We start from the raw sequence: 20,941 nt of genomic DNA, 5'->3' as shown, positions 1-20,941 counted from the left end.
GCCATGAAAACCGAAGCAAAGCGCGCTCGCGAATCGATGCGGCGCGCGAGGAGTGAGCCATGTCCTATCTGATTTCGTTGGGCGCGGGCCTCGTGGTCGGCCTGCTGTATTACCTCGTGCGCGTGCAGTCGCCCGCGCCGCCGCTGATCGCGCTGGCGGGCCTGCTCGGCATCGTGATCGGCGAGCATGCGATTCCGTTCGTGCAGGCGCAGATCCGCACGCCCGATGCGCAGACGCAAAGCGCGCCGGCCGTCACCAGCAACACGCAAGCTTCGTCATGCAGCAAGGACAAGTGAGCGCGGGCGCGGACGCGCGGGTCGCGGCGCAACCCGATCATGTGCCGGGCGAGGACGCATGGCTCGCGACGATTGCGGGCTACGTCGATACGCTGGGCTTCGTCGCGTTGTTCGGCCTGTTTACCGCGCACGTGACGGGCAACTTCATCCTGATCGGCTCGGGCCTGGCGGGTGCAGGGAAGGGGCTGTTGATCAAGTGGCTGGCCTTTCCCGCGTTCGTCGCGGGGATCGTGCTGGCCCGCGTGCTCGACAACCATCTGCTCGCGCGAGGACATGGCGTGCGTGCCTGCGCGCTGTATGCGATGCAGGCGGTGTTACTCGCGGGCTTCATGGTGGCGGGCGTGCTGGCCGTGCCGATCGCCGACGCCGACGCGCCGCTGACGATTGCCTGCGGCCTGCTCGGCGCGGCGGCGATGGGCGTGCAGAACGCGCATGGCCGTCTGACTGCGCGCTCCGTCGTCGCGAACACGGTGATGACGGGCAACGTCACGCAGGCCGTGATCGACGCCTTCGATCTGCTGTTTTCACCCGGCGACGCGAAAGCACGGCACGCGGCGCGCACGCGCCTCGTGCGCACGTTGCCGCCCGTCGCCGGATTCGCGATCGGCGCGGGTGCGGGCGCGGCGGGCTATCTGCTCGCGTCGTTCTGGGCGCTGCTGCTGCCGCTCGCCGCGCTATGCGTGCTCGCGGTGCTGTCGAGACACACGGGCGCTTCACCATCGGGAAGCTCATCCCGAACCTGATCGCGCCGCATCCATTACCTGCAAGGAGTGTTTTCATGAGTACCGTCAAGATGTATCGATTGTTGCGTGCCGTGGTCGTGTCGATCGCGGCGCTCGGCGTGACGCTGGCGGGCACGCCCGCATTCGCTGAAGCCGACCATCAGAACGCGGGCAAGACCTCGCCCGTCGTGTCCGTCGGACCGCAGTACGACACGACGCACGTGTATGTGTCGAGCCAGGACATCGACGCATTCGTCGACAGCTTCGTCGCGACCTTCGGCGGCAAGGCTTCGCAGCGTGCCGTGTTCACGGTCACGCCGACGCCGAGCAAGACAGCGTCGCAATACGTGCAGACGCCTGTGGGCATGCTGTCGGTGTTCGCGTTCCAGACGCCCGTTCCGTATCCGTTCGGCAGCGAGCGCACCGGCTATCTCGTCACGGATATCGACAAGGCAGTGCGTGCTGCGCGCGCGGCGGGCGCGGACGTGATCGTCGATACCTTCGACGACCCGATCGGCAAGGATGCCGTCATCCAGTGGCCGGGCGGTCTTTATATGCAGCTGTACTGGCACACGAAGGCGCCGTCGTACGGCCCGCTCGAAACGGTGCCGGACAATCGCGTGTACGTGTCGCCGCAAGCGGCCGACAACTTCATCAAGCGCTTCGTGCGCTTCTCGCACGGCAAGGTCGCGTCCGACGACCGTCATGCCGATGGCGCGGAAATCGGTCGCCCCGGCGAGACGATCCGGCGCGTGCGGATCGCGTCCGGTTTCGGCAACATGCTCGTGTTCGTGACGGACGGCAAGCTGCCGTATCCGTTCGGCCGCGAGACGACGGGCTATCAGGTCGCCGATCTCGACGCGACGCTCACGAAGGCGCAAGGCGTCGGCGTGAAGGTGCTGTCGCCCGCGAACCGCACGGTGGAAGGGCGCACCGCGATGGTCGAGTTTCCCGGCGGCTATGTCGCCGAGATCCACGAAGTGAAGAAGTGACGATGCGACGGCCGGGGAAGGGCGCGATGAAGCGCGCAACGAGGGTGGCGGCCTGCGCGTCGCTTGCCGCATGCGGCCTGGTGGAGGGCGCGAACGCGCTCGCCGCCGATGCTTCCGCATCCGCACCTGCCGCGAATGCGTCGGCCTGTACGGCGACGCGGCCGTCGCCGCTGTCGTTCAACCGATGGCAGGAGGACTGGTCGGTGCTCGCGCTGCCGTGCGTGCCGCGCAAGCCGTTCGATGCGCTCAAGTACATTCCGCTCGGCGGCGATCCGTCGACGTATCTGTCGCTTGGCGCGAATCTGCGCGAGCGCTTCGAGTTGAACAACACGCCGCTGTTCGGCCTCGGCAGCGCGCGGCCGGACAGCTACGTGATCCAGCGCGCGGAGGTGCATGCCGATGCGCGTGTTGGCCAGCACGTGCAGGCGTTTTTCCAGCTCGAGGATGCGCGACCGTTCGGCAAGGATTCCGTGTCGCCCGTCGACAAGAATCCGCTCGATATCGAGCAGGCGTTCGTTGCATTCGTCTATGGCGTGGGCGGCGGCACGTTCAAGGCGCGCGTCGGGCGTCAGGAGATGGCGTTCGACTTGCAGCGCTTCGTCTCCGTTCGCGACGGCCCGAACGTGCGGCAGGCATTCGATGCGCTGTGGGCCGATTATGAAATCGGCAAGTGGCGTTTCATCGGCTACATGACGCAGCCGGTGCAGTACCGTGACGCGACGACATTTGACGATGTGTCCAACCGTCATCTGACGTTCAGCGGCGTGCGTGTGGAGCGCGCGAACACAGGGCCGGGCGATCTGTCCGCGTACTGGTCGCGCTACAACCGCGACAACGCGCGCTTTCTCGATGCTTCGGGCACGGAGCATCGCGATGTGTTCGACGTGCGTTATGCGGGCAAGGTCTTGCCTTTCGATTGGGACGCTGAAACGATGCTGCAGACCGGTCACGTGGGCAAGGACACGATCGGTGCGTGGGCGTTTGGCATGCTGGGCGGCTATACGCTGGCGACGATGCCGGGCACGCCGCGCATCGGGCTGCAAGTGGATGGCGCGTCGGGGGATCGCCATCCTGGCGATGGGCGGGTTGGGACTTTTAATCCGCTGTTTCCCAATGGCTACTATTTCACTCTGGCGGGTTACACGGGGTATAGCAATCTGATTCACGTCAAGCCGTCGATTACCTTCAAGGTGACGCCGAAGGTTTCGTTGCTGACTGCGGTTGGGTTTCAGTGGCGTGCGACCACGGCTGATGCCATCTATGGGCAGGGATCGGCTGTGGTGCCCGGCACGGCGGGGAAGGGCACGCGGTGGACGGGGATGTATGCGCAGGTTCGCGCTGATTGGAGTGTTAGCGCTAATGTCGCGCTGGCAGTTGAAGCTGTGCACTTTCAAGTCGGAGATTCTGTTCGCGCTCTCGGCGCGAAGAATGCTGATTATGTTGGGGTTGAGGCGAAGTTTGGGTTTTGAGTTTTGCCTTCGAGGCGCGGGCTTTGCCGGGTTTTGGGTTTTTGGGTTTTGGAGTTGGGGGTGGGTTCGGGTTCGGGTTCGGGTTTGGGTTTGGTCTCTCGCCGGCATCCGCGGTTTGCTTCTGGTTTGCTAGTGTTGCCCCTGTGCGGGGCGGCACTTACTTTCTTTGCCGCCGCAAAGAAAGTAAGCAAAGAAAGCGGGCTAACACCGCGAATGCTAGTTCTTGCCTGCGGGCCCCCAACAGTTCTTACGCTCCACGCGGCAACGCGCTTGTTTGCGCGCGTTGCCAGCGTGCTAACTCACGCATCACCCGCTTCACACTCCCGCGACGCGGACCGCGTTACCAGACGTCCACGGCCGCCCAGGTGGCAAACTGTGTGTAGGCCATCGCGACGGAAGTGCACCACTTCGGACTGAAAAGCGGGATCGGTGTCGTAAGAGCGCCGACGCGTACGGCGCGCCAAGCTACACACAGTTTGCCACCTGGGCGGCGCAAACCGTTCGCTGCCGCTGGCTGCGCTACGGGTGACTGGAGTGGGTGATGCGCCTGTTCGAGGCGCTGGCAACGCGCGTTAAAACGGGTGTTGCCGTATGGAGTGCGGGACCCGTTGGGGGCCCGCAGGCAGGGAGAAGGATTGGCGGTGTGAGCGGCTTTCTTTTGCCTACTTTTCTTTGCCGCTGCAAAGAAAAGTAGGTGCCGCCCCGCACAGGGGCAACGCAAGCGGACCAGAGACGAAGCGCGGATGCCAGCGAAAGCAAAAGCAAAGGCGAAAGCAAAAGCAAAAGCAAAAAACCAAACCGGCAACGCCGCGCCGCAGGCAAAATTGCCGCCCCGCACAGGGGCAACGCATGAAGCAAGAGAACATCACGCGGATGCCAGCGAAGAATTGGCAAACCCGCAGAGCGGCGACCCTACCTCCACCCGTATCCCCGCCATCCATACGGCCGATAAACCGGATACGCCGAAGCATATTGAACGGGCACGACAGGCGGAGGGCTGACATATACAGGCTGATACGACTGCACGTATTGCACGGGCACGGGCATGGGCATCGGCATGGGCGGCGGCGCCTGATAAGGCTGAAACACAACGGTCTCCATCTCTTCCGGCGACGGCCCGTCATAAACAGGCGCTTGCGTATACATCGCAGGCGCAGGCGCAGCCCGATAACGAGGCCTGGCCGCAGGAGCAGGCGCATACTGCACAGGCGCCGCATCGTCATCTTCATACGCCGCCTGCAATGGCTGCTGGGCAACCCGCGGCTGGCTCACCCGCCGCACCTGGGCACCGTCGTCGCCCGGCTCGCCCGCAGGCAAAGGCGGCGGTTGCTGTACCGATGTCTTCGTGCGCTTCAACTGGTCGCGCAACGACGCATACGTTTCGGCATCCTCCTTCGCACGAGCGGTGTAGCCACTGTGATAGGCCTCGCTCAAATCCTTCAGGCGTGCCTTGTTCTCTTCATCGGCGGTCATCTGCTCTTCGCCCGGATCGAGCGAAGCCTCGCTGACGCCGCCGCTGTCATAGGCTGACCGCGGCCCGTCAGCCCACGCCGTAGCCGGCGAAAGGGCTGGACTCAAGGTCACGGTCAACGCCGCAGACCCGAGCAATGCGCTGATTCTCATGGTTGTTACCTCGCAGGTGGTCATACACGGCAAACACAACTCTCTGTACGGAAGCCCGGTGCCGGTCGCATGACGACCAGCCACCCGCCGGAATCTCCCGACACCCATGCTGCACGCGTGCATGTACCAGGGGCGGCCCCAGGCACCGGACGCGTCCCGCTGCGTCCGCACGATCAACATGATGTGAATGAACTTGCCAGTATTCGTCCGCGCCGGATGCGATGTAACGCACATTGCGCGCGAGATTACCTATGAGGAAAAACGCGGTGTCGATGCGAACGGCATGCTCGCCGGTTCGGGCCGGCGAGCGCAGTTCATTTCGGTAAGGATTGAGGCAGAAAAATGACGGTCGGCCACAGTGCGTCGAGCGCCGTCCGCAAACCGCGCTTCAGCCTGGATGCGTGACTTCGGCGGCTTCCGGTGCGGGCGCGCGATAACCCAGCCTGGCCGACAGGGCGGCACCCGCGTCCTTGAGCAGCGCGACGTAGTGCAGCTTCGTGTCCGCGCCGCAGCGCATCGTCGGGAAAGACACGGAGAGGCCGGCGATCACGCGGCCGAACCGGTCGAAGACGGGCACGGCGAGGCAACGCAAGCCTTCCTCCTGTTCTTCGATGTCTTCGCCATAACCCTGCGCGCGGACTTGCGGCAGGATGCTCATCACGGCCTCGGCGGACGACAGCGTTTTCGCCGTCGATTTGCGCAACTCGATATGCGAGAGCACTTCGCGTGCTTCGGCGGGCTCCATCCACGCGAGCAGCACCTTGCCGATCGCCGTGCTGTGCAGCGGATTGCGCCGCCCGATGCGCGACTGCATCCGCAACCCGTAGTCGGCGTCGATCTTGTGAATGTAGATGATCGCGTCTTCGTCGAAGGTGCCGAGGTGCACGGCTTCGCGCGTCGCGTTGCCGATCCGGCGCATTTCGATGTCGGCCTCGCGCACGAGGTCGACGCTCTCCAGTGCCTTCGCACCGAGTTCGAACAGACGCACGGTGAGCCGGTAGCGCTCGGTCTCCACTTCCTGCGTCACGTAGCCGAGCGCCTTGAGCGTTTGCAGCATGCGATGCACGGTCGTCTTCGACAGCGAGAGTCGCTGCGACAGTTCGCTGATGCCGATCTGCCCGCTGTCGCCGATCGCGCCGAGAATCGCGAACACGCGCGCGACGGATGAAAGCGACTCGCCTTTATCGGCGGCGTCCGCGTCGGACATCAGCGGGGAGGCGGCCCGCTTGCGCGATGCCGTGGTCTTGGGTTTGTCGATAGCTGCCATAAAGTTTTCGCGCCGGTTGTCCCGCGCCGTCTTTCCACAACGATGTTGCCAATCGGCGAAATATACCGCGAGCGCCCTGCAATTCACATCATCGCGCGAGCCAGCCGCCGTCGACGGCGAGCGTATGGCCGTGCACATAGTCCGAAGCGGACGACGCGAGAAACACCACCGGCCCCGCGAGATCGTCGGGCGTGCCCCAGCGTGCCGCCGGAATGCGCGCGAGAATTTCGCCGTTGCGCTGCTCGTCTTCGCGCAGCGCCGCCGTGTTCGAGGTCGCCATGTAGCCCGGCGCGATGGCATTCACGTTGATGCCGCGCGCAGCCCATTCGTTCGCGAGCAGGCGCGTGAGCCCGAGCATGCCGCTCTTCGACGACGTGTACGACGCGACGCGAATGCCGCCCTGGAACGAGAGCATCGACGCGACGTTGATGATCTTGCCGCGCTTCTCATGCTCGACGAAGTGGCGCGCGACCGCCTGCGCGAGAAAGAACGCGCTCTTGAGGTTCACGTTCATCACGTCGTCCCAGTCGTCTTCGCTGAACGACAGCGCATCCGCGCGGCGGATGATGCCGGCGTTGTTCACCAGCACGTCGATGCGCCCACAGGCTTCGAGCGTGGCGCGCACGATGTCGTCGACGGGCGCGATGTTCGACAGGTCGGCGCTCACGCCGGCATAGCGGCGGCCGAGCGCCCGCACGCGCTGCGCCGTGTCGCTGTCGTCCGAACGGCTCACGCCGACGATATCGCAGCCCGCGGCGGCCAGCGCGCACGCCATGCCTGCGCCGAGGCCCGTGTTGCTGCCCGTGACGAGCGCGACCTTGCCGGTGAGGTCGAAGGGATGCGTCGGTTGCGAAGTCATGCGCGATTCCTCTCGATGAAGTGCCTCAGCGCAGCTCGCGCACGGCGAGATGGTCCATGTCGCCGAACACCTGATTCTCGCCGACCATGCCCCAGATGAACGTATAGGCGCGCGTGCCGACGCCCGAATGGATCGACCAGCTCGGCGAGATCACGGCCTGTTCGTTGTGCACGAGGATGTGACGCGTCTCCTGCGGCTCGCCGAGCATGTGGAAGACGGCGGCATCGTCGGCGACGTTGAAATAGAAATACACCTCCATGCGCCGCTCGTGCGTGTGGCAGGGCATCGTGTTCCAGAGGCTGCCGGGCTCGAGCTTGGTCATGCCCATCGACAGCTGGCAGGTGGGCAGCACTTCCGGAACGATGAACTTGTAGATCGTGCGGCGATTGCTCGTGGCGGGATCGCCGAGCGTCTGCGGCGACGCTTCGGCGAGCGTGATGGTGCGCGTCGGGTACGTCGCCTGGGCAGGCGCGCAGTTCAGATAGAACTTCGCGGGCCGCGCGGGATCGTCGCTGCCGAATGTGAGCGACTGCGTGCCCTTGCCGACATAGATGGCTTCCTCGTTGCGCACGACGAAGCGCTTGCCGTCCGCTTCGACCCAACCGTCGCCGCCGATGTTGATCGCACCCAGCTCGCGCCGTTCGAGCAGATAGCTGACGCCGATCGACTTGCCGAGCGCGCTGGGCACTTCGACGGCGCGCGTCTGCGGAAACGCGCCGCCGACGATGATCCGGTCGATATGGCTATACGTGAGCGCGAGCGCGTCGGGCTGGAACACCTTCTCGACCAGGAACTCCTTCCTGAGTCCGGCTGTGTCGAGCGTTTTCGCGTATTCGCTGTTGATGCTCTGTCTGACTTCCATGTCTCCTCCGCTGCGGGACGGCATCTGGATGCGGCGTCCGGGTTGGCTGTGCGCGCAGTCTAGCATGATCGGAACGATGGTCCGAAATAGGAAAATCGCCAAATGGCCACATAGCGGGAGGTGGCTTGCAAAAGCAGGGTAAACGATTAATCTCCATGCGAACAAAAACGGAACAACGTTCCTTTACCGATGCTATAGTCCGCGAACGGGCGGACGAAGCCGGACTCATACCGGACAGTTCGCCGTTCCCATCACCGGCCTGGCGTCGTATGGAGGAGACATGAAACTGAAGAAGGCAATCGACCGCGTACCGGGCGGTCTCATGCTGATACCGCTGTTGCTCGGCGCCTGCGTGCATTCGTTCGCGCCTGGCGCAGGCAAGTACTTTGGATCATTCACGAACGGCCTCATCACGGGCACCGTGCCGATTCTCGCTGTCTGGTTCTTCTGCATGGGCGCGACCATCGACCTGCGCGCGACGGGCACCGTGCTGCGCAAGTCGGGCACGCTGCTCGTCACGAAGATGCTGGTGGCGTGGCTCGCCACGATCGTCGCGTCGTCGCTGCTGCCCATCGACGGGATCAAGACGGGGCTGTTCGCAGGGCTTTCCGTGCTGGCGATCACGACCTCGATGGACATGACCAACGGCGGTCTGTATGCCGCTGTCATGCAGCAATACGGGACGAAAGAAGAGGCGGGCGCGTTCGTGCTGATGTCGATCGAATCGGGGCCGCTCGTCAGCATGATCATTCTCGGCGCGACGGGCGTTGCGTTCTTCGAGCCGCGTCTGTTCGTCGGCGCGGTGCTGCCGTTCCTGATCGGCTTTACGCTCGGCAATCTGGATAGCGCGCTGCGCGAACTGTTCGGCCGTTGCGTGGTGCCGCTGATTCCGTTCTTCGGCTTCGCGCTCGGCAACGGCATCGATCTGAACGTGATCGTCAAGAGCGGCATTCCGGGCGTGCTGCTCGGCCTTGCTGTGATCGTCATCACGGGCATTCCGCTGATTCTCGCCGACAAGTTCATCGCGGGCGGCAATGGGGCGGCGGGTCTTGCGGCATCGTCGACGGCGGGTGCGGCGGTCGCCAATCCGTCGATCATCGGCGAGATGATTCCGCGCTTCAAGCCGATGGTTCCCGCCGCGACGGCGATGGTCGCGACGGCATGTCTCGTCACCGCGATTCTCGTGCCGATCCTCACCGCAATGTGGTCGCGGCGAGCGCGGATGAAGGCGGGCGTGAACCAGCAGATCGAAGAAGAGAGCGTCGGTGAATTGAAACCGCTCGGCGCGCACGAGTAGCGCGGACGCTGCAACGTCAAACGGCGCGAACGGGCGGAGATGCCCGTTCGCGCCGGTCCGCTTCATAGCCCGCCCACGCCGCGCGTTTTCAACGCGTACGGCCCGCGCGTCAAATGCTCCTTCAGAAACTCCACGCATACACGAAGCTTCGCGGACGATGACGCGCGCGCGGACGTCACGGCCCACACGTCGGCGGGCTGGTGATGTTGCGGCAGCACGCGCACGAGCGCGCCCGATTCGAGACTCGACGCGACGTCCCACACCGACACCATGATGATGCCGTAACCATCGAGCGCCCATTGCTGGACGATGTCGCTGTGATTCGACGCGACGGGGCCCGTCACCTTGACCGACTTCTCGCCGTCCGGTCCCGACAGGCGCCACGCGCCGAAGCGCTGGTCGCGCTCGCGAAACAGCAGGCAGTCGTGCTGCGCGAGATCGGCGAGCGTGCGCGGCGTGCCTGCGCGCCTCAGATACTCGGGCGATGCGCACAGGATCCGCACGCTGTCGACGATCTTGTGTGCGATCAGATGCGGCTCCTGAATATTGCCGACCCGAATGTCGATATCGAATCCCTCGCCGACGAGATCGACGCGGCGGTCGAGCAGTTCGAGCCAGATTTCCAGGCCCGTGTAGCGCTTGCGCAGCAGCGAAAGAATCGGCGACACATGTTCGCGGCCCAGTCGCAGACTCGTGCTGATGCGCAGGATGCCGCGCGGATCGCTCTTCAGGCCGGAGAAAGCGTCGGACATGCCTTGTACGTCGTCGAGGATCTTTTGCGCCCACTGGAAGGCGGCTTCGCCGTCGCTCGTCACGCTGACGCGGCGCGTGGTTCGCATGAAGAGCTTCACACCGAGGCTCTTTTCGAGCAGCGCGATGCGCTTGCTGACATGCGAAGGCGAGATACCCATTTCCGCCGATGCGGTGACGAAGCTCGCGCGGCGCGCCACGGTGCAGAACAACTGCAGGTCGCGCAGGAAGCCGTCATTCGTGGCTAAAAGCGCATTATGATTTTCCATCTGGTCGGATTATGTTTGTGATCGGCACGAGTAATCTAGTCTCAATTCACGAAGCCGTCCAATCCCTGGGCGGCCATACAACGCGAAATCATGAGACGAATCCAGCTTGCCGTCGCGGGCGCCGGGCTTATCGGCCGGCGCCATATCGAACTGATCCAGCAGAATCCGCGCTGCCGTCTGAGTGCGATCGTCGATCCCGGCCCAGCCGCGCAAGAGGTTGCGCAAAGCGCCGACGTGCCGCTGTTTCACACGCTCGGCGAGCTGATGGAGAAAGGCCGTCCCGACGGCGTGGTGCTCGCGACGCCGAATCAGCTCCACGCAGAACAGGCGTTGCAATGCATCGACGCGCGGGTGCCCGCGCTGATCGAGAAGCCCGTCGCCCATACGCTCGACGAAGGCGAGCGCCTGTGTGCCGCTGCCGACGCGGCGGGCGTGCCGCTGCTGGTCGGCCATCATCGCGCGCACAGTCCGATTCTCGCGACGGCGCGCGAGATCATCCAGCAAGGGCGGATCGGCAGGATCGTCGGCGTGATGGGCAGCGCCGTCTTCTTCAAGCCAGACGACTACTTCGACGCCGCACCGTGGCGGCGCGAAGCGGGCGGCGGTCCGATCCTGCTCAACCTGATTCACGAGATCGGCAATCTGCGTTCGCTGTGCGGCGAGATCGTCGCGGTGCAGGCGTTTGCGTCGAACGCAGCGCGCCAGTTCGCCGTCGAGGATACCGTCGCGATCAATCTGCGCTTCGAAAGCGGTGCGCTCGGCACGTTCCTGCTGTCGGATACGGCTGCCTCGCCGCGCAGCTGGGAGCAGACGTCGCAGGAGAACACAAGCTACGCATCCTATGATGACGAAGACTGCTATGTGATCGCGGGCGACATGGGTTCGCTGTCGGTGCCGACGATGCGCCTGAAAACCTATGCGCGCAAAGAGGACCGTTCGTGGTGGAAGCCGTTCGAGACTTCTGTGGCGAGCGTCGAGCGCGCGGATCCGCTCGAACGGCAACTCGAACACTTCTGCGATGTGATAGCGGGCAGCGCGCAGCCGCTCGTCACCGTGCGCGACGGCTTGCAAAACCTGCGCATCACCGAGGCGATCGCGGAATCGGCGCGCACGGGCGCGATCATCGATACGAGGCTGCACGCGGCAGCCTGATTGCAAATAACGAGGAGGTGACATGAAAAAAGTACTGATGCTTCACGGGATCAATCACAACATGTTCGGCAAGCGCGACCCCGTGCAATACGGCACGGTGACGCTCGAAGAGATCGACAGCGAATTGCAGGCGCTCGGGCGCGAACTGAATGTCGAGGTCGAGAGCTATCAGACCAATCACGAAGGCGACATGTGTCTGCGGATTCATCAGGCGTTCACCGACAAGACGGACGCCGTGCTGATCAACGCGGGCGCATGGACCCATTACAGCTACGGGATTCGCGATGCACTCGCGATTCTGACCGTACCTGTCGTGGAGATTCATATGTCGAACATCCATGCGCGTGAGCCGTTTCGTCACCAATCCGTTTTCGCGGAAATCGTGAAGGGCCAGATTTGCGGGTTTGGCGTGAACAGCTATCTGCTGGGTTTGCGCGCTGCCGTCGCGGCCATTGCGTAGGTTTTGGAGTACACGTCCAGGTCGTATCGTCAGACATGGACGCCTTCGTTGCCTCGCGATAGGTACGGTGTTTGCTCCGGTGGTTGAACGTCGCCGCGCGTGCAGCCGGGACCACAACTCGAGCAACGGAGGTCAGATCATGCTTTATTACGCTTTGGTTTTCTTTGTCATTGCGCTCATAGCTGCTGTATTTGGCTTCGGCGGGATCGCAGCAGGCGCGGCCAGCATTGCGAAGATCCTGTTCTTCCTGTTCCTCGTCATCTTCATCGTGACGCTGCTGATGGGTGTCGTGCGGCGCTGACGCGGCGCGCAGGCGAGGCGGAAGGGCAGTCCGCCTCGCCGTTTCGTGCAGCTGGCCGTAGTTGGCTATAGCTTGCCGTTAGCGCGGATGCAACGTCCGCGCGAAAATCCTTCGCGGCCTTCGCGAAGATAAAAAGTGTTTTCCCATTTGGACACGAATGCGGGACATCGACCGCAAAGCCCCTTCTATTCAGGCAGATCGATTCGATCGCGCGAATCAGCCCTTAAATAAGCCCTTTTCTACTGTTTTGGAAATGGGATAAGCCTGGGCATAATGCGTTAAGTACTCTGAGGTTGAAAGAGGGACGCATGCGCGTGTCTTTTTTACCGACATCATTGCACTAAATAGCTGGTCCCTTCCTCGCTCGCGGCTGCGCCTCGGGTAGTCCGGCCACTTTCCACTCCGTCTCGTCACGCGCACCGTGCGCGGTGCACTCCGTTTTATTGTTCGCGCGAATACGCGAAAAGGCCGCGTTACGGCCCGTTTTAGGAATCAACAGATGAAACCGGCAAAGAATACGTTCTGGTCCCGTTACGGCCGCTATGTGATGCTTGGCGTGACTGCAACGGCGTTCGTGGCGCTCGTGACTTTCCTGCATTTGCGCCACGATCAGCAGCGTACCGTGCAAAGCGCGCCGGTTCTGACGGGCGTCGCAAGCGACATGCGCAAGGACGCGTCGGCGTGGACACATCAGGAGCGCGACGCATCGGAGATGCTGCGCGATATTCGCGAGCGCAACGTGACGGCCATCGGCGTGAGTCCGAATGCGATTCTCGTGTCGACGGGCGACGGCGCGAAGTACTACGTCACCGATCACAACTCGGCCTTTTCCAATGCGCTGCTGCTGGGCGAGATGAAAGCGGACGCGAAGTCTCCGTATCAACTGGTCTTTTTGCCTGACGCCAATATTCATACGGGCTCCGCACGCTGGATCGACGCGTTCGACAAGGCACGCGACGCGATCAGCGTGCTGCTGCCGCTGCTGCTGATCGGCGGGCTCGTGTGGTTCATGCGCCGCGAAATGACGGGCGGCGCGCGGCTGCTCGAAAAGACGCCGGCGCTTTCGTTCGAAGACGTGATCGGCGCAGGCGAAGCGAAAGCCGCACTGTCCGACATTCAGGCCTATCTGACCAATCCGAAGCAGTTCACGGGCATGGGCGTGCGCGCGCCATGCGGCATCCTGATGACGGGCGGCCCGGGCGTGGGCAAGACGCGTCTCGCGCAGGCACTCGCCGGCGAATGCGGCGCGAACTTCATTTCGATCACGGGCAGCTATTTCAGCGCGAAGTACTACGGCGTCGGTATTCAGAAGGTCAAGCATCTGTTCGAACTTGCGCGCAAGAATGCGCCCACCGTGATTTTCATCGACGAAGCCGACGGTCTTGCGAAACGCACGGATACGGGCGGCGGACCCGTCGAAGCCGAGAGCAACCGCATCATCAACCAGTTGCTCGCGGAGATGGACGGCTTCGCATCGAACGAAGGCGTGATCATCGTGGCGGCGACGAATCACCCCGACAACCTCGACGAGGCATTGCGCCGTCCGGGCCGTTTCGATCGCACGGTGGCAGTGCGTCTGCCCGATCTCGAAGATCGCGCGGAGATCATCCGCTTCTATGCCGCGAAGCTGACGTCGAAGGCCGACGACATCGACTTCACTCAGCTCGCGCGGCTGACCACGGGCTTGTCGCCGGCGACATTGTCGATGGTCGTGAACCAGGCGGGGCTCGTCGCGCGCAAGGCCGGCGACAACACAGTCGCGGCAAGGCATTTCGTCGAAGCAATCAAGATCGCGCGCATCGGCGACGTGAATGGCGCGGAACGCGCGCTCACCGAAGACGAGCGCACACGTATCGCCGTTCACGAAGCAGGGCACGGACTCGTGGCGGCTTTGCTCGGCACGGGCATCCTCGAAGAAGTAACGATTCTGCCGCGCGGCGGCGCATTGGGCGTCGCGCTGATCACGAAGACGCAGGACAAGCACCTGTACCGCGAAACTGAAATGCGCAATGAAATCCAGGTGCTGCTGGGCGGGCGCAATGCCGAACTGCTGATGTTCTCGGAAGCGTCTAGCGGTGCCGCGCAGGACTTGCAGGAAGCATCGCGCATCAGTCTCGACATGGTGTCGAAGTTCGGTTTCAACGCCGACGGCAATCTCTTCAGTCTCGCGGCGCTGCCCGCGCAATATGCGGGCCTGCAGATGAAAGGGGCGATCGAACACGCGAACATCCTGCTCAAGGATCTGAACGACGCGTGCTATTCGCTGCTGCACGATAACGCGCCCGTGCTGCGCGCAATCGCGAACCAGTTGCTCGAATCGGAGACGGTGCCGGGCGAGACGGTCTATCGCCTGATCGACGAACACAAGACGAGCCGCGAAGCGCTGCATCTCGCGGAACAACCGGCAGCGGCATAAAGCGGCGTATTCGACGCACAACGCGACACGCGCTAAAAAAACAGGAACTTCCGCTTAGCACGATTTGTCCACGGACCTCGCGGCCTTGCCAGGCGCACTCACGAACGCGAGGAGGACAGTCGATGGATAAAGGACGCGTTGCCGCGCTCGACGCAGGTCGGGCGCTCGCGATCGTCGGGGTAGTCGCAGTACACCTGTCGTTTCAGTTTCCCAATCTGCCGCATGCTGTCACGCTGATGGCCCGCATGGGCCAATACGGCGTGCAGCTGTTCTTCGTGATCAGCGCGATCACGATCTTCATGACGCTCGAAATCGATCACGAGCGTTGTACGGATGCGCGGCACGTCACGTTGCGTTTCTATATCAAACGCTTCTTTCGCATCGCTCCGCTGTATTACGCGGCGATTGCCGTCTACGGCGCGATCAGCTACGGCGCCATGCATTCGGGCTTCGAGCGCGCGTGGGTGCTCGGCGCGCACGGTCCCGTCGACATCCTGCTCAACGTGCTGTTCCTGCATGCGCTGTCGCCGACGGCGATCAACAACGTCGTGCCGGGCGGATGGTCGATCGGCGTGGAGATGCTGTTCTATCTGATCGCACCGCTGCTGTTCTTTGCCGCGATGAATCGCGTGCGGCTCATGCTGGCGACGCTGGTGCTGCTGGCGCTCTCCGTCGCGACGCTGTCGATCGGCGATTGCAACGGCACGCTCGACTGTCAGGTCCGCAACAACTCGTTCAGCTACTTCTGGCCGCCCGTGCAGGGACCGTGCTTTATCGTCGGCATGTGGGCGTGGTATGGATTCCGTTCGCATCTGCTCGGTACATCGAACGTGACGAAGCGCGGCGCATGGACGTACTTTGCATTGGCCGTCGCGTTCGCATTCGCCACGGCGGCGCTCGGCGTGTGGCTCGCGAAGTCGCACGCGTTTGCGCCGATCTTTGCCGCATGTGCGGCCGTTGCGTTCCTGCTTTTCGTCTGTTCGCAAACCGATGCCGTGCGCCGCATGATGCAGTCGCGCGCGACGCTTGTCGTCCGGCAGTGCGCGTCGGCGTTGGGGCGCGAGAGCTACGGCATCTATCTGTGGCACTTCATTTGTGTGTACGCGACGTTCCATTTCTTCGAAGGCACCTTCCGGCAAACGGATCGCGACGTGTCGCTGGTGCTTTACGTCATGACCGTGCTGACCGCGTTGGTTGCGTCGTATGGGTTATCGCGTCTCTCCGACCGCCTGATCCAGGGACGCGCGACACGCCTGTCGCGCAAGCTGCTGTCGCACGTCGACGGACGCTTTCACGGATCGCGCTGAGCGTGATGTATTGCCGCTCGACGCAGGGAGCGCCGTGCGCCTTTGGTCCAATATCGCACCCCGGCTGCTCCCGCTACCATTCGAAAGGGGCGAGGGCCGTCGATGCAGAAGGAGGCGCAATGGACACCACAACGCAGGCGGCAGGGGACGAGCGCGCGACGCGCGAGCCGGTGCTGGATACCGTCGACCGTGTATCCGAGTTGTGCTTCGGACTGTTTATGGCGTTGACGTTCGTCGGCGCAGTATCGGCCGTCACGGCAGGCGAAGACGCGGGCCGCAAGATGCTGTATTCCGCGCTGGGCTGTAATCTCGCATGGGGACTCGCCGATGCCGTGATGTTCCTGGTGCGCACGTTGACGAATCGCGACCGGCGTGTGACGCTCGCGATGACCGTGCAGCGCGAGAAAAATCCCGCCGTCGCCGTGCAGGCGTTGCGCGATGCCTTGCCTAAAGCGCTGAAAACGCTCGTCGCCGATTCGGAGCTCGAAGCGATTCGCGCGCGGATCGTAGCGACTCCGATATTGCATGCCCGTGTGCGTTTCGTGCGCGCCGACTTCATCGGCGCGCTGGGCATTTTCCTCATCGTCGTGATCTCCACTTTTCCGGTTGCGCTGCCGTTCGTCGTGCTCAGCGATGTCAAGACGGCGCTCATCGTTTCGCGCGTGCTGACGCTCGTGATGCTGTTCGGCGCGGGCTTTGCGCTTGGCCGCTTCTCGGGCGTCGGCAGCATGCGAGCGGGGCTGTCGATGACGGCGCTGGGTGTCCTGCTGACCATGGCGATCATCGCGCTGGGCGGTTGAGGCGTTACGCCGAAAGCCCTTTGATAGCGTTTGTATGCGTGTCGTCAGTCTCAATATGCTGTGCGCATTCTCCTGGCGTGCCCGGATGTTGACGGGTGTCACTGCCCACTAGCGCTAACGCCCCGTCGCATCAGCGTTCTTTCTACGTTATGTTTTTTGCGCATGACCCTCATGCGCAATTGGCATTGGACGCCGCCGGGCCGTTTCGCGACCATCCCGCACTCGCTCGACGGCACCAGAACCGTCGACGATACCTCTCGCGGCGTAGCGTGCGGCAGCGGTCGCACTTCGCTATCGAATAACAAGGAAAGCCGGAATTCGCCGATGCCAGCGCAAGGTGGCAGCGCGAAGCCGTGCACCTGAGATATGAGGAAGACAATTGAAAAGTTCTATTCAACGGCACATCGACCCGTTCGCGCTGATGCTGACGGGGCTCGGCTCGATCATCGGGTCCGGCTGGCTGTTCGGCGCCTGGAAGGCGGCCAAGATTGCAGGCCCTGCGGCGCTGTGCGCGTGGGTGATCGGCGCGGTGGTGATTCTCGCGATCGCGCTGACGTACGCCGAACTCGGCGCGATGTTCCCCGAGTCGGGCGGCATGGTGCGTTATGCGCGTTACTCTCATGGCGCGTTGGTGGGCTTCATCAGCGCGTGGGCCAACTGGATCGCGATCGTATCGGTGATTCCGATCGAAGCCGAAGCGTCGATCCAGTACATGAGCACGTGGCCGTATGAATGGGCGCATAACCTGTTCATCGATGGTTCGTTGACCACGCCTGGTCTGCTGCTGTCGGCGGTGCTGGTGGTGATCTACTTCATGCTGAACTACTGGGGCGTGAAGGTGTTCGCGCGCGCCAATACCGCCATTACGATCTTCAAGTTCATCATTCCCGGCCTGACGATTCTCGGCCTGATGATGAGCGGCTTTCACAAGGAAAACCTCGGCGACAGCTTTGGCGGCACGGGGACGTTCGCGCCGTACGGCTGGTCGGCGGTGCTGACGGCGGTGGCGACGAGCGGCATCGTGTTCGCGTTCAACGGTTTCCAGAGTCCGATCAACCTCGCGGGCGAAGCGCGCAATCCGGCGAAGAGCGTGCCGTTCGCGGTGATCGGCTCGATCCTGCTGGCGCTGGTGATCTACGTGCTGCTGCAGGTCGCGTACATCGGCTCAGTGAACCCGGCCGATGTGATGAAGGGCTGGAGCCAGTTCAACTTCAAGTCGCCGTTCGCGGAACTGGCAATCGCGCTGAACCTGAACTGGCTCGCGATCCTGCTGTACGTCGATGCGTTCGTGAGCCCGAGCGGCACGGGCACGACCTACATGGCGACGACCACGCGCATGATCTACGCGATGGAGCGCAACAACACGATGCCGAAGATCTTCGGCAGCGTGCATCCGCTGTACGGCGTGCCGCGTCCGGCGATGTGGTTCAACCTGCTGGTATCGTTCATCTTCCTGTTCTTCTTCCGCGGCTGGAGTTCGCTGGCGGCGGTGATTTCGGTGGCGACGGTGATCTCGTACCTGACGGGCCCGATCAGCCTGATGGCACTGCGCCGCGCGGCGACCGACATCGAGCGTCCGCTGCACATTCCGGGCATGAGCCTGATCGCACCGTTCGCGTTCGTGTGCGCGTCGCTGATCCTGTACTGGGCGAAGTGGCCGCTGACGGGCGAGATCATCCTGCTGATGATCGTCGCGCTGCCGGTGTTCTTCTACTTCCAGGCGAAGTCGGGCTTCTCGGGCTTCAATCAGGATCTGAAGGCGGCGTGGTGGCTGGTGGCGTATCTGCCCGTGATGGCGATCCTGTCGCTGATCGGCAGCAAGCAGTTCGGCGGCATGGGCGTGCTGCCGTACGGCTGGGACATGCTGGTCGTGATCGTGTTCTCGCTGATCTTCTACTATTGGGGCGTGCATACGGGTTATCGCTCGGCTTATCTCGACGAGCGCGATCCAGTCCACGGCGACAAGGCGTCTGGCCACGCGACGAGCGGCTCGCAAGCCGACGAGTGGATGTCGGCGCACTAGCTGAAATATTTTCAGTGCAGAATAGCGCTCGCGCTCCGGGCCGACGCTGTTCTCGCATCATCGTGAAAGCGGATCACGCACATCGTGATCCGCTTTGCGTTTGTCGAGCCATCGAAGCGCGTACCGTATCCATTCACCTACCGTCATCGCTCGAACGCCTCGATGGACTATTCCCGCATCCTCGAACAGATTCACACCGACTTGCAGCCCTGGCTCGACAAGGGGCGCGTCGCCGATTACATCCCCGAACTCGCGACAGTGCCCGCGAACAGCTTCGGCATGGCCGTGGTCACGACGTCGGGCGACGTCTTTCGTGTGGGGCAGGCCGACACGCGTTTTTCGATTCAGAGCATTTCCAAGCTGTTCGCCTGCACGATGGCGTTCAAGCTGCTCGGCGACGACTTGTGGCAACGCGTCGGCCGCGAGCCGTCGGGCAACGCGTTCAATTCGCTCGTGCAACTCGAAGCCGAGCAGGGCAAGCCACGCAATCCGTTCATCAATGCAGGCGCGCTCATCGTCACCGATGTACTGAGCCGCCGCTTCGTAAAGGCGGAGACCGCGCTCGTCGAATTCATGCGGCGCGTCACCGGCGTGCCGTCGATCGACTACGATATGCGCGTCGCGCAATCCGAATTGCAGCACGCGCATCGCAATCGCGCGATGGCGCATTTCATGGCGAGCTTCGGCAACATGGAGATGCCGCCCGAAGTCGTGGTCGATGCCTATTGCCGGCAGTGCGCGATTTCGATGAGCTGCGTCGAGCTTGCACAAGCCGCGCTGTATTTGAGCAACGGCGGCGTCGTGCCGTCGACGGGCGAGCGCATTCTCGATTCGAGTTCCGCCAAGCGTCTGTCGGCACTGATGCTCACATGCGGCACCTACGATGCAGCGGGCGACTTCGTCTATCGCGTTGGCTTGCCCGCGAAGAGCGGCGTGGGCGGCGGCATCGTCGCGCTGTTGCCGGGCGAGATGGCTGTATGCGTGTGGTCGCCGGGCTTGGACAGCAACGGCAATTCGCTGGCTGGCGTGCTGGCGCTGGAGTGGTTGACCACCCAAACGGGCCGCTCGATTTTCTAAGAAGCGCCCTCGTTGTCGCACATCAGCACCGCAGCCCCCGACACCCGTCCGCAGCGCAAATCATCCAGCGCACGATTGGCGTCGGCGAGCGGATAGCGCGTCACCTCGATATCGAGCTGCATGTCGCCGGCGATCTTCATGAACGCGTCGCCGTCGGCGCGCGTGAGATTGGCGACCGAGACCACGCGGCGCTCGCCCCACAGAAACGCATACGGAAACGCCGGGATGTCGCTCATGTGAATGCCGCCGCACACCACCACGCCGCCCTTGACGACGGCCTGCAATGCGGCGGGCACGAGTGCGCCGACGGGCGCGAAGATCAGCGCGGCATCGAGCGGTTCGGGCGGCGCTTCGTCGCTGCCGCCTGCCCACGTCGCGCCGAGCCTGCGCGCGAGTTGTTGCGCGGTATCGTCGCCGGGACGCGTGAACGCATACACCGCACGGCCCTGATGACGCGCGACCTGCGCGACGATATGCGCTGCCGCGCCGAAACCGTAGATGCCCACGCGCTTCGCGTCGCCCGCCATGCTCAGCGTGCGATAGCCGATGAGACCCGCGCACAGCAGCGGCGCGGCTTGGGCGTCGTCGTAACGTTCGGGCAGATGCAGGCAATAGCGATGATCGGCGATCACCTGTTCGGCGTAGCCGCCGTCGATGGTATAGCCCGTGAAGCCGGGCGCATCGCACAGGTTCTCGCGGCCGCTCGCGCAGTACGCGCAGACGCCACAGGTGTGACCGAGCCACGGTACGCCCACGCGCTCGCCGATATCGAACGCCGTCACATCCGCCGCACGCGCCGCGACCCGTCCGACGATCTCGTGCCCGGGAATCACCGGGCGCTTGGGCTCGGTCAACTCGCCATCCACTACATGCAGGTCGGTCCGGCACACGCCGCACGCCAGCACGTCGATCAGCACTTCGCCCGGCGCCGGCGTGCGCAGCGTCAACTCGCGCTCGGCGAGCACCGGGCCCGAACCGTCGAAAACCATTGCGCGCATG

General features: G+C 63.4%; 20 protein-coding genes. 14 read left to right on the top strand and 6 right to left on the bottom strand.

Going from position 1 to position 20,941, the window contains the following annotated elements; all coding sequences use genetic code 11:
* Positions 1–59: 59 nt before the first annotated feature.
* The 4 genes from G3N95_RS03225 to G3N95_RS03210 are packed head-to-tail and all read left to right on the top strand — an operon-like array spanning position 60 to position 3,479.
* Positions 60–296 (top strand): DUF1427 family protein, encoded by a 237-nt coding sequence (locus G3N95_RS03225; protein WP_205968492.1) that lies wholly within the window; start codon positions 60–62, stop codon positions 294–296.
* On the top strand, positions 278–1,039 hold the full coding sequence (locus tag G3N95_RS03220) for a YoaK family protein (protein WP_205968491.1): 762 nt from the start codon (positions 278–280) through the stop codon (positions 1,037–1,039). Before G3N95_RS03225 ends, G3N95_RS03220 begins: the two co-directional genes overlap by 19 nt.
* A 35-nt stretch (positions 1,040–1,074) precedes the next feature.
* The gene (locus G3N95_RS03215) at positions 1,075–2,010 is read left to right on the top strand and encodes a glyoxalase (RefSeq protein WP_205968490.1); all 936 of its coding nucleotides are present in this window, start codon (positions 1,075–1,077) and stop codon (positions 2,008–2,010) included.
* Between the two features lie 26 nt (positions 2,011–2,036).
* Complete coding sequence (locus G3N95_RS03210) at positions 2,037–3,479, top strand: alginate export family protein (RefSeq protein ID WP_241018180.1); 1,443 nt, start codon at positions 2,037–2,039, stop codon at positions 3,477–3,479.
* A 912-nt stretch (positions 3,480–4,391) separates the two neighbouring features.
* Here G3N95_RS03210 and G3N95_RS03205 read toward each other — a convergent pair.
* Positions 4,392–5,102: a hypothetical protein gene (locus G3N95_RS03205; RefSeq protein WP_205968488.1), complete on the bottom strand. Its 711-nt coding sequence runs from the start codon at positions 5,100–5,102 to the stop codon at positions 4,392–4,394.
* A 187-nt stretch (positions 5,103–5,289) separates the two neighbouring features.
* On the opposite strand from G3N95_RS03205, the gene G3N95_RS03200 reads away from it, so the two are divergent.
* On the top strand, positions 5,290–5,448 hold the full coding sequence (locus G3N95_RS03200) for a hypothetical protein (RefSeq protein ID WP_205968487.1): 159 nt from the start codon (positions 5,290–5,292) through the stop codon (positions 5,446–5,448).
* 42 nt (positions 5,449–5,490) lie between these two features.
* Here G3N95_RS03200 and kdgR read toward each other — a convergent pair whose 3' ends face one another.
* From kdgR to kduI, 3 genes are all read right to left on the bottom strand, one after another.
* A complete protein-coding gene (gene kdgR, locus G3N95_RS03195; RefSeq protein WP_205968486.1) occupies positions 5,491–6,369 on the bottom strand; it encodes a DNA-binding transcriptional regulator KdgR in 879 nt (292 codons plus the stop codon).
* Between the two features lie 88 nt (positions 6,370–6,457).
* Positions 6,458–7,228 carry a 2-dehydro-3-deoxy-D-gluconate 5-dehydrogenase KduD gene (kduD, locus tag G3N95_RS03190; protein WP_205968485.1) on the bottom strand — a complete coding sequence of 257 codons (771 nt, stop codon included), beginning with the start codon at positions 7,226–7,228 and terminating at the stop codon, positions 6,458–6,460.
* Between the two features lie 25 nt (positions 7,229–7,253).
* Complete coding sequence (gene kduI / locus G3N95_RS03185) at positions 7,254–8,090, bottom strand: 5-dehydro-4-deoxy-D-glucuronate isomerase (protein ID WP_205968484.1); 837 nt, start codon at positions 8,088–8,090, stop codon at positions 7,254–7,256.
* A gap of 280 nt (positions 8,091–8,370) precedes the next feature.
* Between kduI and kdgT the strand changes: the two genes are divergently transcribed.
* A complete protein-coding gene (gene kdgT / locus G3N95_RS03180; RefSeq protein WP_205968483.1) occupies positions 8,371–9,387 on the top strand; it encodes a 2-keto-3-deoxygluconate transporter in 1,017 nt (338 codons plus the stop codon).
* Between the two features lie 62 nt (positions 9,388–9,449).
* On the opposite strand, the gene G3N95_RS03175 is transcribed toward kdgT, so the two are convergent.
* Positions 9,450–10,406 (bottom strand): LysR family transcriptional regulator, encoded by a 957-nt coding sequence (locus tag G3N95_RS03175; protein ID WP_205968482.1) that lies wholly within the window; start codon positions 10,404–10,406, stop codon positions 9,450–9,452.
* A gap of 90 nt (positions 10,407–10,496) precedes the next feature.
* Between G3N95_RS03175 and G3N95_RS03170 the strand changes: the two genes are divergently transcribed.
* The 8 genes from G3N95_RS03170 (at position 10,497) to G3N95_RS03135 (ending at position 19,942) form a co-directional block, all read left to right on the top strand.
* Positions 10,497–11,558, top strand: a complete 1,062-nt coding sequence (locus G3N95_RS03170) for a Gfo/Idh/MocA family oxidoreductase (protein ID WP_205968481.1) — start codon at positions 10,497–10,499, stop codon at positions 11,556–11,558.
* Between the two features lie 22 nt (positions 11,559–11,580).
* Positions 11,581–12,018 (top strand): type II 3-dehydroquinate dehydratase, encoded by a 438-nt coding sequence (aroQ, locus tag G3N95_RS03165; protein WP_205968480.1) that lies wholly within the window; start codon positions 11,581–11,583, stop codon positions 12,016–12,018.
* A gap of 139 nt (positions 12,019–12,157) precedes the next feature.
* On the top strand, positions 12,158–12,319 hold the full coding sequence (locus G3N95_RS03160) for a DUF1328 domain-containing protein (protein WP_180734151.1): 162 nt from the start codon (positions 12,158–12,160) through the stop codon (positions 12,317–12,319).
* 499 nt (positions 12,320–12,818) lie between these two features.
* Complete coding sequence (locus G3N95_RS03155) at positions 12,819–14,735, top strand: AAA family ATPase (protein ID WP_205968479.1); 1,917 nt, start codon at positions 12,819–12,821, stop codon at positions 14,733–14,735.
* A gap of 122 nt (positions 14,736–14,857) precedes the next feature.
* On the top strand, positions 14,858–16,042 hold the full coding sequence (locus G3N95_RS03150; protein WP_205968478.1) for an acyltransferase: 1,185 nt from the start codon (positions 14,858–14,860) through the stop codon (positions 16,040–16,042).
* Positions 16,043–16,161: 119 nt separating this feature from the next.
* Positions 16,162–16,842 carry a hypothetical protein gene (locus G3N95_RS03145; protein WP_205968477.1) on the top strand — a complete coding sequence of 227 codons (681 nt, stop codon included), beginning with the start codon at positions 16,162–16,164 and terminating at the stop codon, positions 16,840–16,842.
* 379 nt (positions 16,843–17,221) lie between these two features.
* Positions 17,222–18,865, top strand: a complete 1,644-nt coding sequence (locus tag G3N95_RS03140; RefSeq protein ID WP_205968476.1) for an APC family permease — start codon at positions 17,222–17,224, stop codon at positions 18,863–18,865.
* Positions 18,866–19,027: 162 nt separating this feature from the next.
* Positions 19,028–19,942: a glutaminase gene (locus G3N95_RS03135; RefSeq protein WP_205968475.1), complete on the top strand. Its 915-nt coding sequence runs from the start codon at positions 19,028–19,030 to the stop codon at positions 19,940–19,942.
* On the opposite strand, the gene G3N95_RS03130 is transcribed toward G3N95_RS03135, so the two are convergent.
* Positions 19,939–20,940 carry a zinc-dependent alcohol dehydrogenase family protein gene (locus G3N95_RS03130; protein WP_205968474.1) on the bottom strand — a complete coding sequence of 334 codons (1,002 nt, stop codon included), beginning with the start codon at positions 20,938–20,940 and terminating at the stop codon, positions 19,939–19,941. The genes G3N95_RS03135 and G3N95_RS03130 overlap by 4 nt on opposite strands.
* Position 20,941: the final 1 nt, after the last annotated feature.

This window comes from Paraburkholderia sp. Tr-20389 (assembly GCF_017104565.1).
Classification (GTDB): Bacteria; Pseudomonadota; Gammaproteobacteria; order Burkholderiales; family Burkholderiaceae; genus Paraburkholderia.
The sequence above is the reverse complement of the archived record's forward strand: the minus strand, read 5'-3'. Positions and strand labels throughout refer to the sequence as shown.

What these genes read in the sequence shown, in the direction of transcription:
- kdgR (WP_205968486.1), bottom strand. Translation starts at nt 6,369, where the DNA reads ATGGCAGCTATCGACAAACCCAAGACCACGGCATCGCGCAAGCGGGCC.
- G3N95_RS03135 (WP_205968475.1), top strand. Translation starts at nt 19,028, where the DNA reads ATGGACTATTCCCGCATCCTCGAACAGATTCACACCGACTTGCAGCCC.
- G3N95_RS03210 (WP_241018180.1), top strand. Translation starts at nt 2,037, where the DNA reads ATGAAGCGCGCAACGAGGGTGGCGGCCTGCGCGTCGCTTGCCGCATGC.
- G3N95_RS03205 (WP_205968488.1), bottom strand. Translation starts at nt 5,102, where the DNA reads ATGAGAATCAGCGCATTGCTCGGGTCTGCGGCGTTGACCGTGACCTTG.
- G3N95_RS03145 (WP_205968477.1), top strand. Translation starts at nt 16,162, where the DNA reads ATGGACACCACAACGCAGGCGGCAGGGGACGAGCGCGCGACGCGCGAG.
- G3N95_RS03160 (WP_180734151.1), top strand. Translation starts at nt 12,158, where the DNA reads ATGCTTTATTACGCTTTGGTTTTCTTTGTCATTGCGCTCATAGCTGCT.
- G3N95_RS03155 (WP_205968479.1), top strand. Translation starts at nt 12,819, where the DNA reads ATGAAACCGGCAAAGAATACGTTCTGGTCCCGTTACGGCCGCTATGTG.
- aroQ (WP_205968480.1), top strand. Translation starts at nt 11,581, where the DNA reads ATGAAAAAAGTACTGATGCTTCACGGGATCAATCACAACATGTTCGGC.
- kdgT (WP_205968483.1), top strand. Translation starts at nt 8,371, where the DNA reads ATGAAACTGAAGAAGGCAATCGACCGCGTACCGGGCGGTCTCATGCTG.
- G3N95_RS03225 (WP_205968492.1), top strand. Translation starts at nt 60, where the DNA reads ATGTCCTATCTGATTTCGTTGGGCGCGGGCCTCGTGGTCGGCCTGCTG.
- G3N95_RS03200 (WP_205968487.1), top strand. Translation starts at nt 5,290, where the DNA reads ATGAACTTGCCAGTATTCGTCCGCGCCGGATGCGATGTAACGCACATT.
- G3N95_RS03130 (WP_205968474.1), bottom strand. Translation starts at nt 20,940, where the DNA reads ATGCGCGCAATGGTTTTCGACGGTTCGGGCCCGGTGCTCGCCGAGCGC.
- G3N95_RS03175 (WP_205968482.1), bottom strand. Translation starts at nt 10,406, where the DNA reads ATGGAAAATCATAATGCGCTTTTAGCCACGAATGACGGCTTCCTGCGC.
- kduD (WP_205968485.1), bottom strand. Translation starts at nt 7,228, where the DNA reads ATGACTTCGCAACCGACGCATCCCTTCGACCTCACCGGCAAGGTCGCG.
- G3N95_RS03215 (WP_205968490.1), top strand. Translation starts at nt 1,075, where the DNA reads ATGAGTACCGTCAAGATGTATCGATTGTTGCGTGCCGTGGTCGTGTCG.
- G3N95_RS03150 (WP_205968478.1), top strand. Translation starts at nt 14,858, where the DNA reads ATGGATAAAGGACGCGTTGCCGCGCTCGACGCAGGTCGGGCGCTCGCG.
- G3N95_RS03170 (WP_205968481.1), top strand. Translation starts at nt 10,497, where the DNA reads ATGAGACGAATCCAGCTTGCCGTCGCGGGCGCCGGGCTTATCGGCCGG.
- G3N95_RS03220 (WP_205968491.1), top strand. Translation starts at nt 278, where the DNA reads ATGCAGCAAGGACAAGTGAGCGCGGGCGCGGACGCGCGGGTCGCGGCG.
- kduI (WP_205968484.1), bottom strand. Translation starts at nt 8,090, where the DNA reads ATGGAAGTCAGACAGAGCATCAACAGCGAATACGCGAAAACGCTCGAC.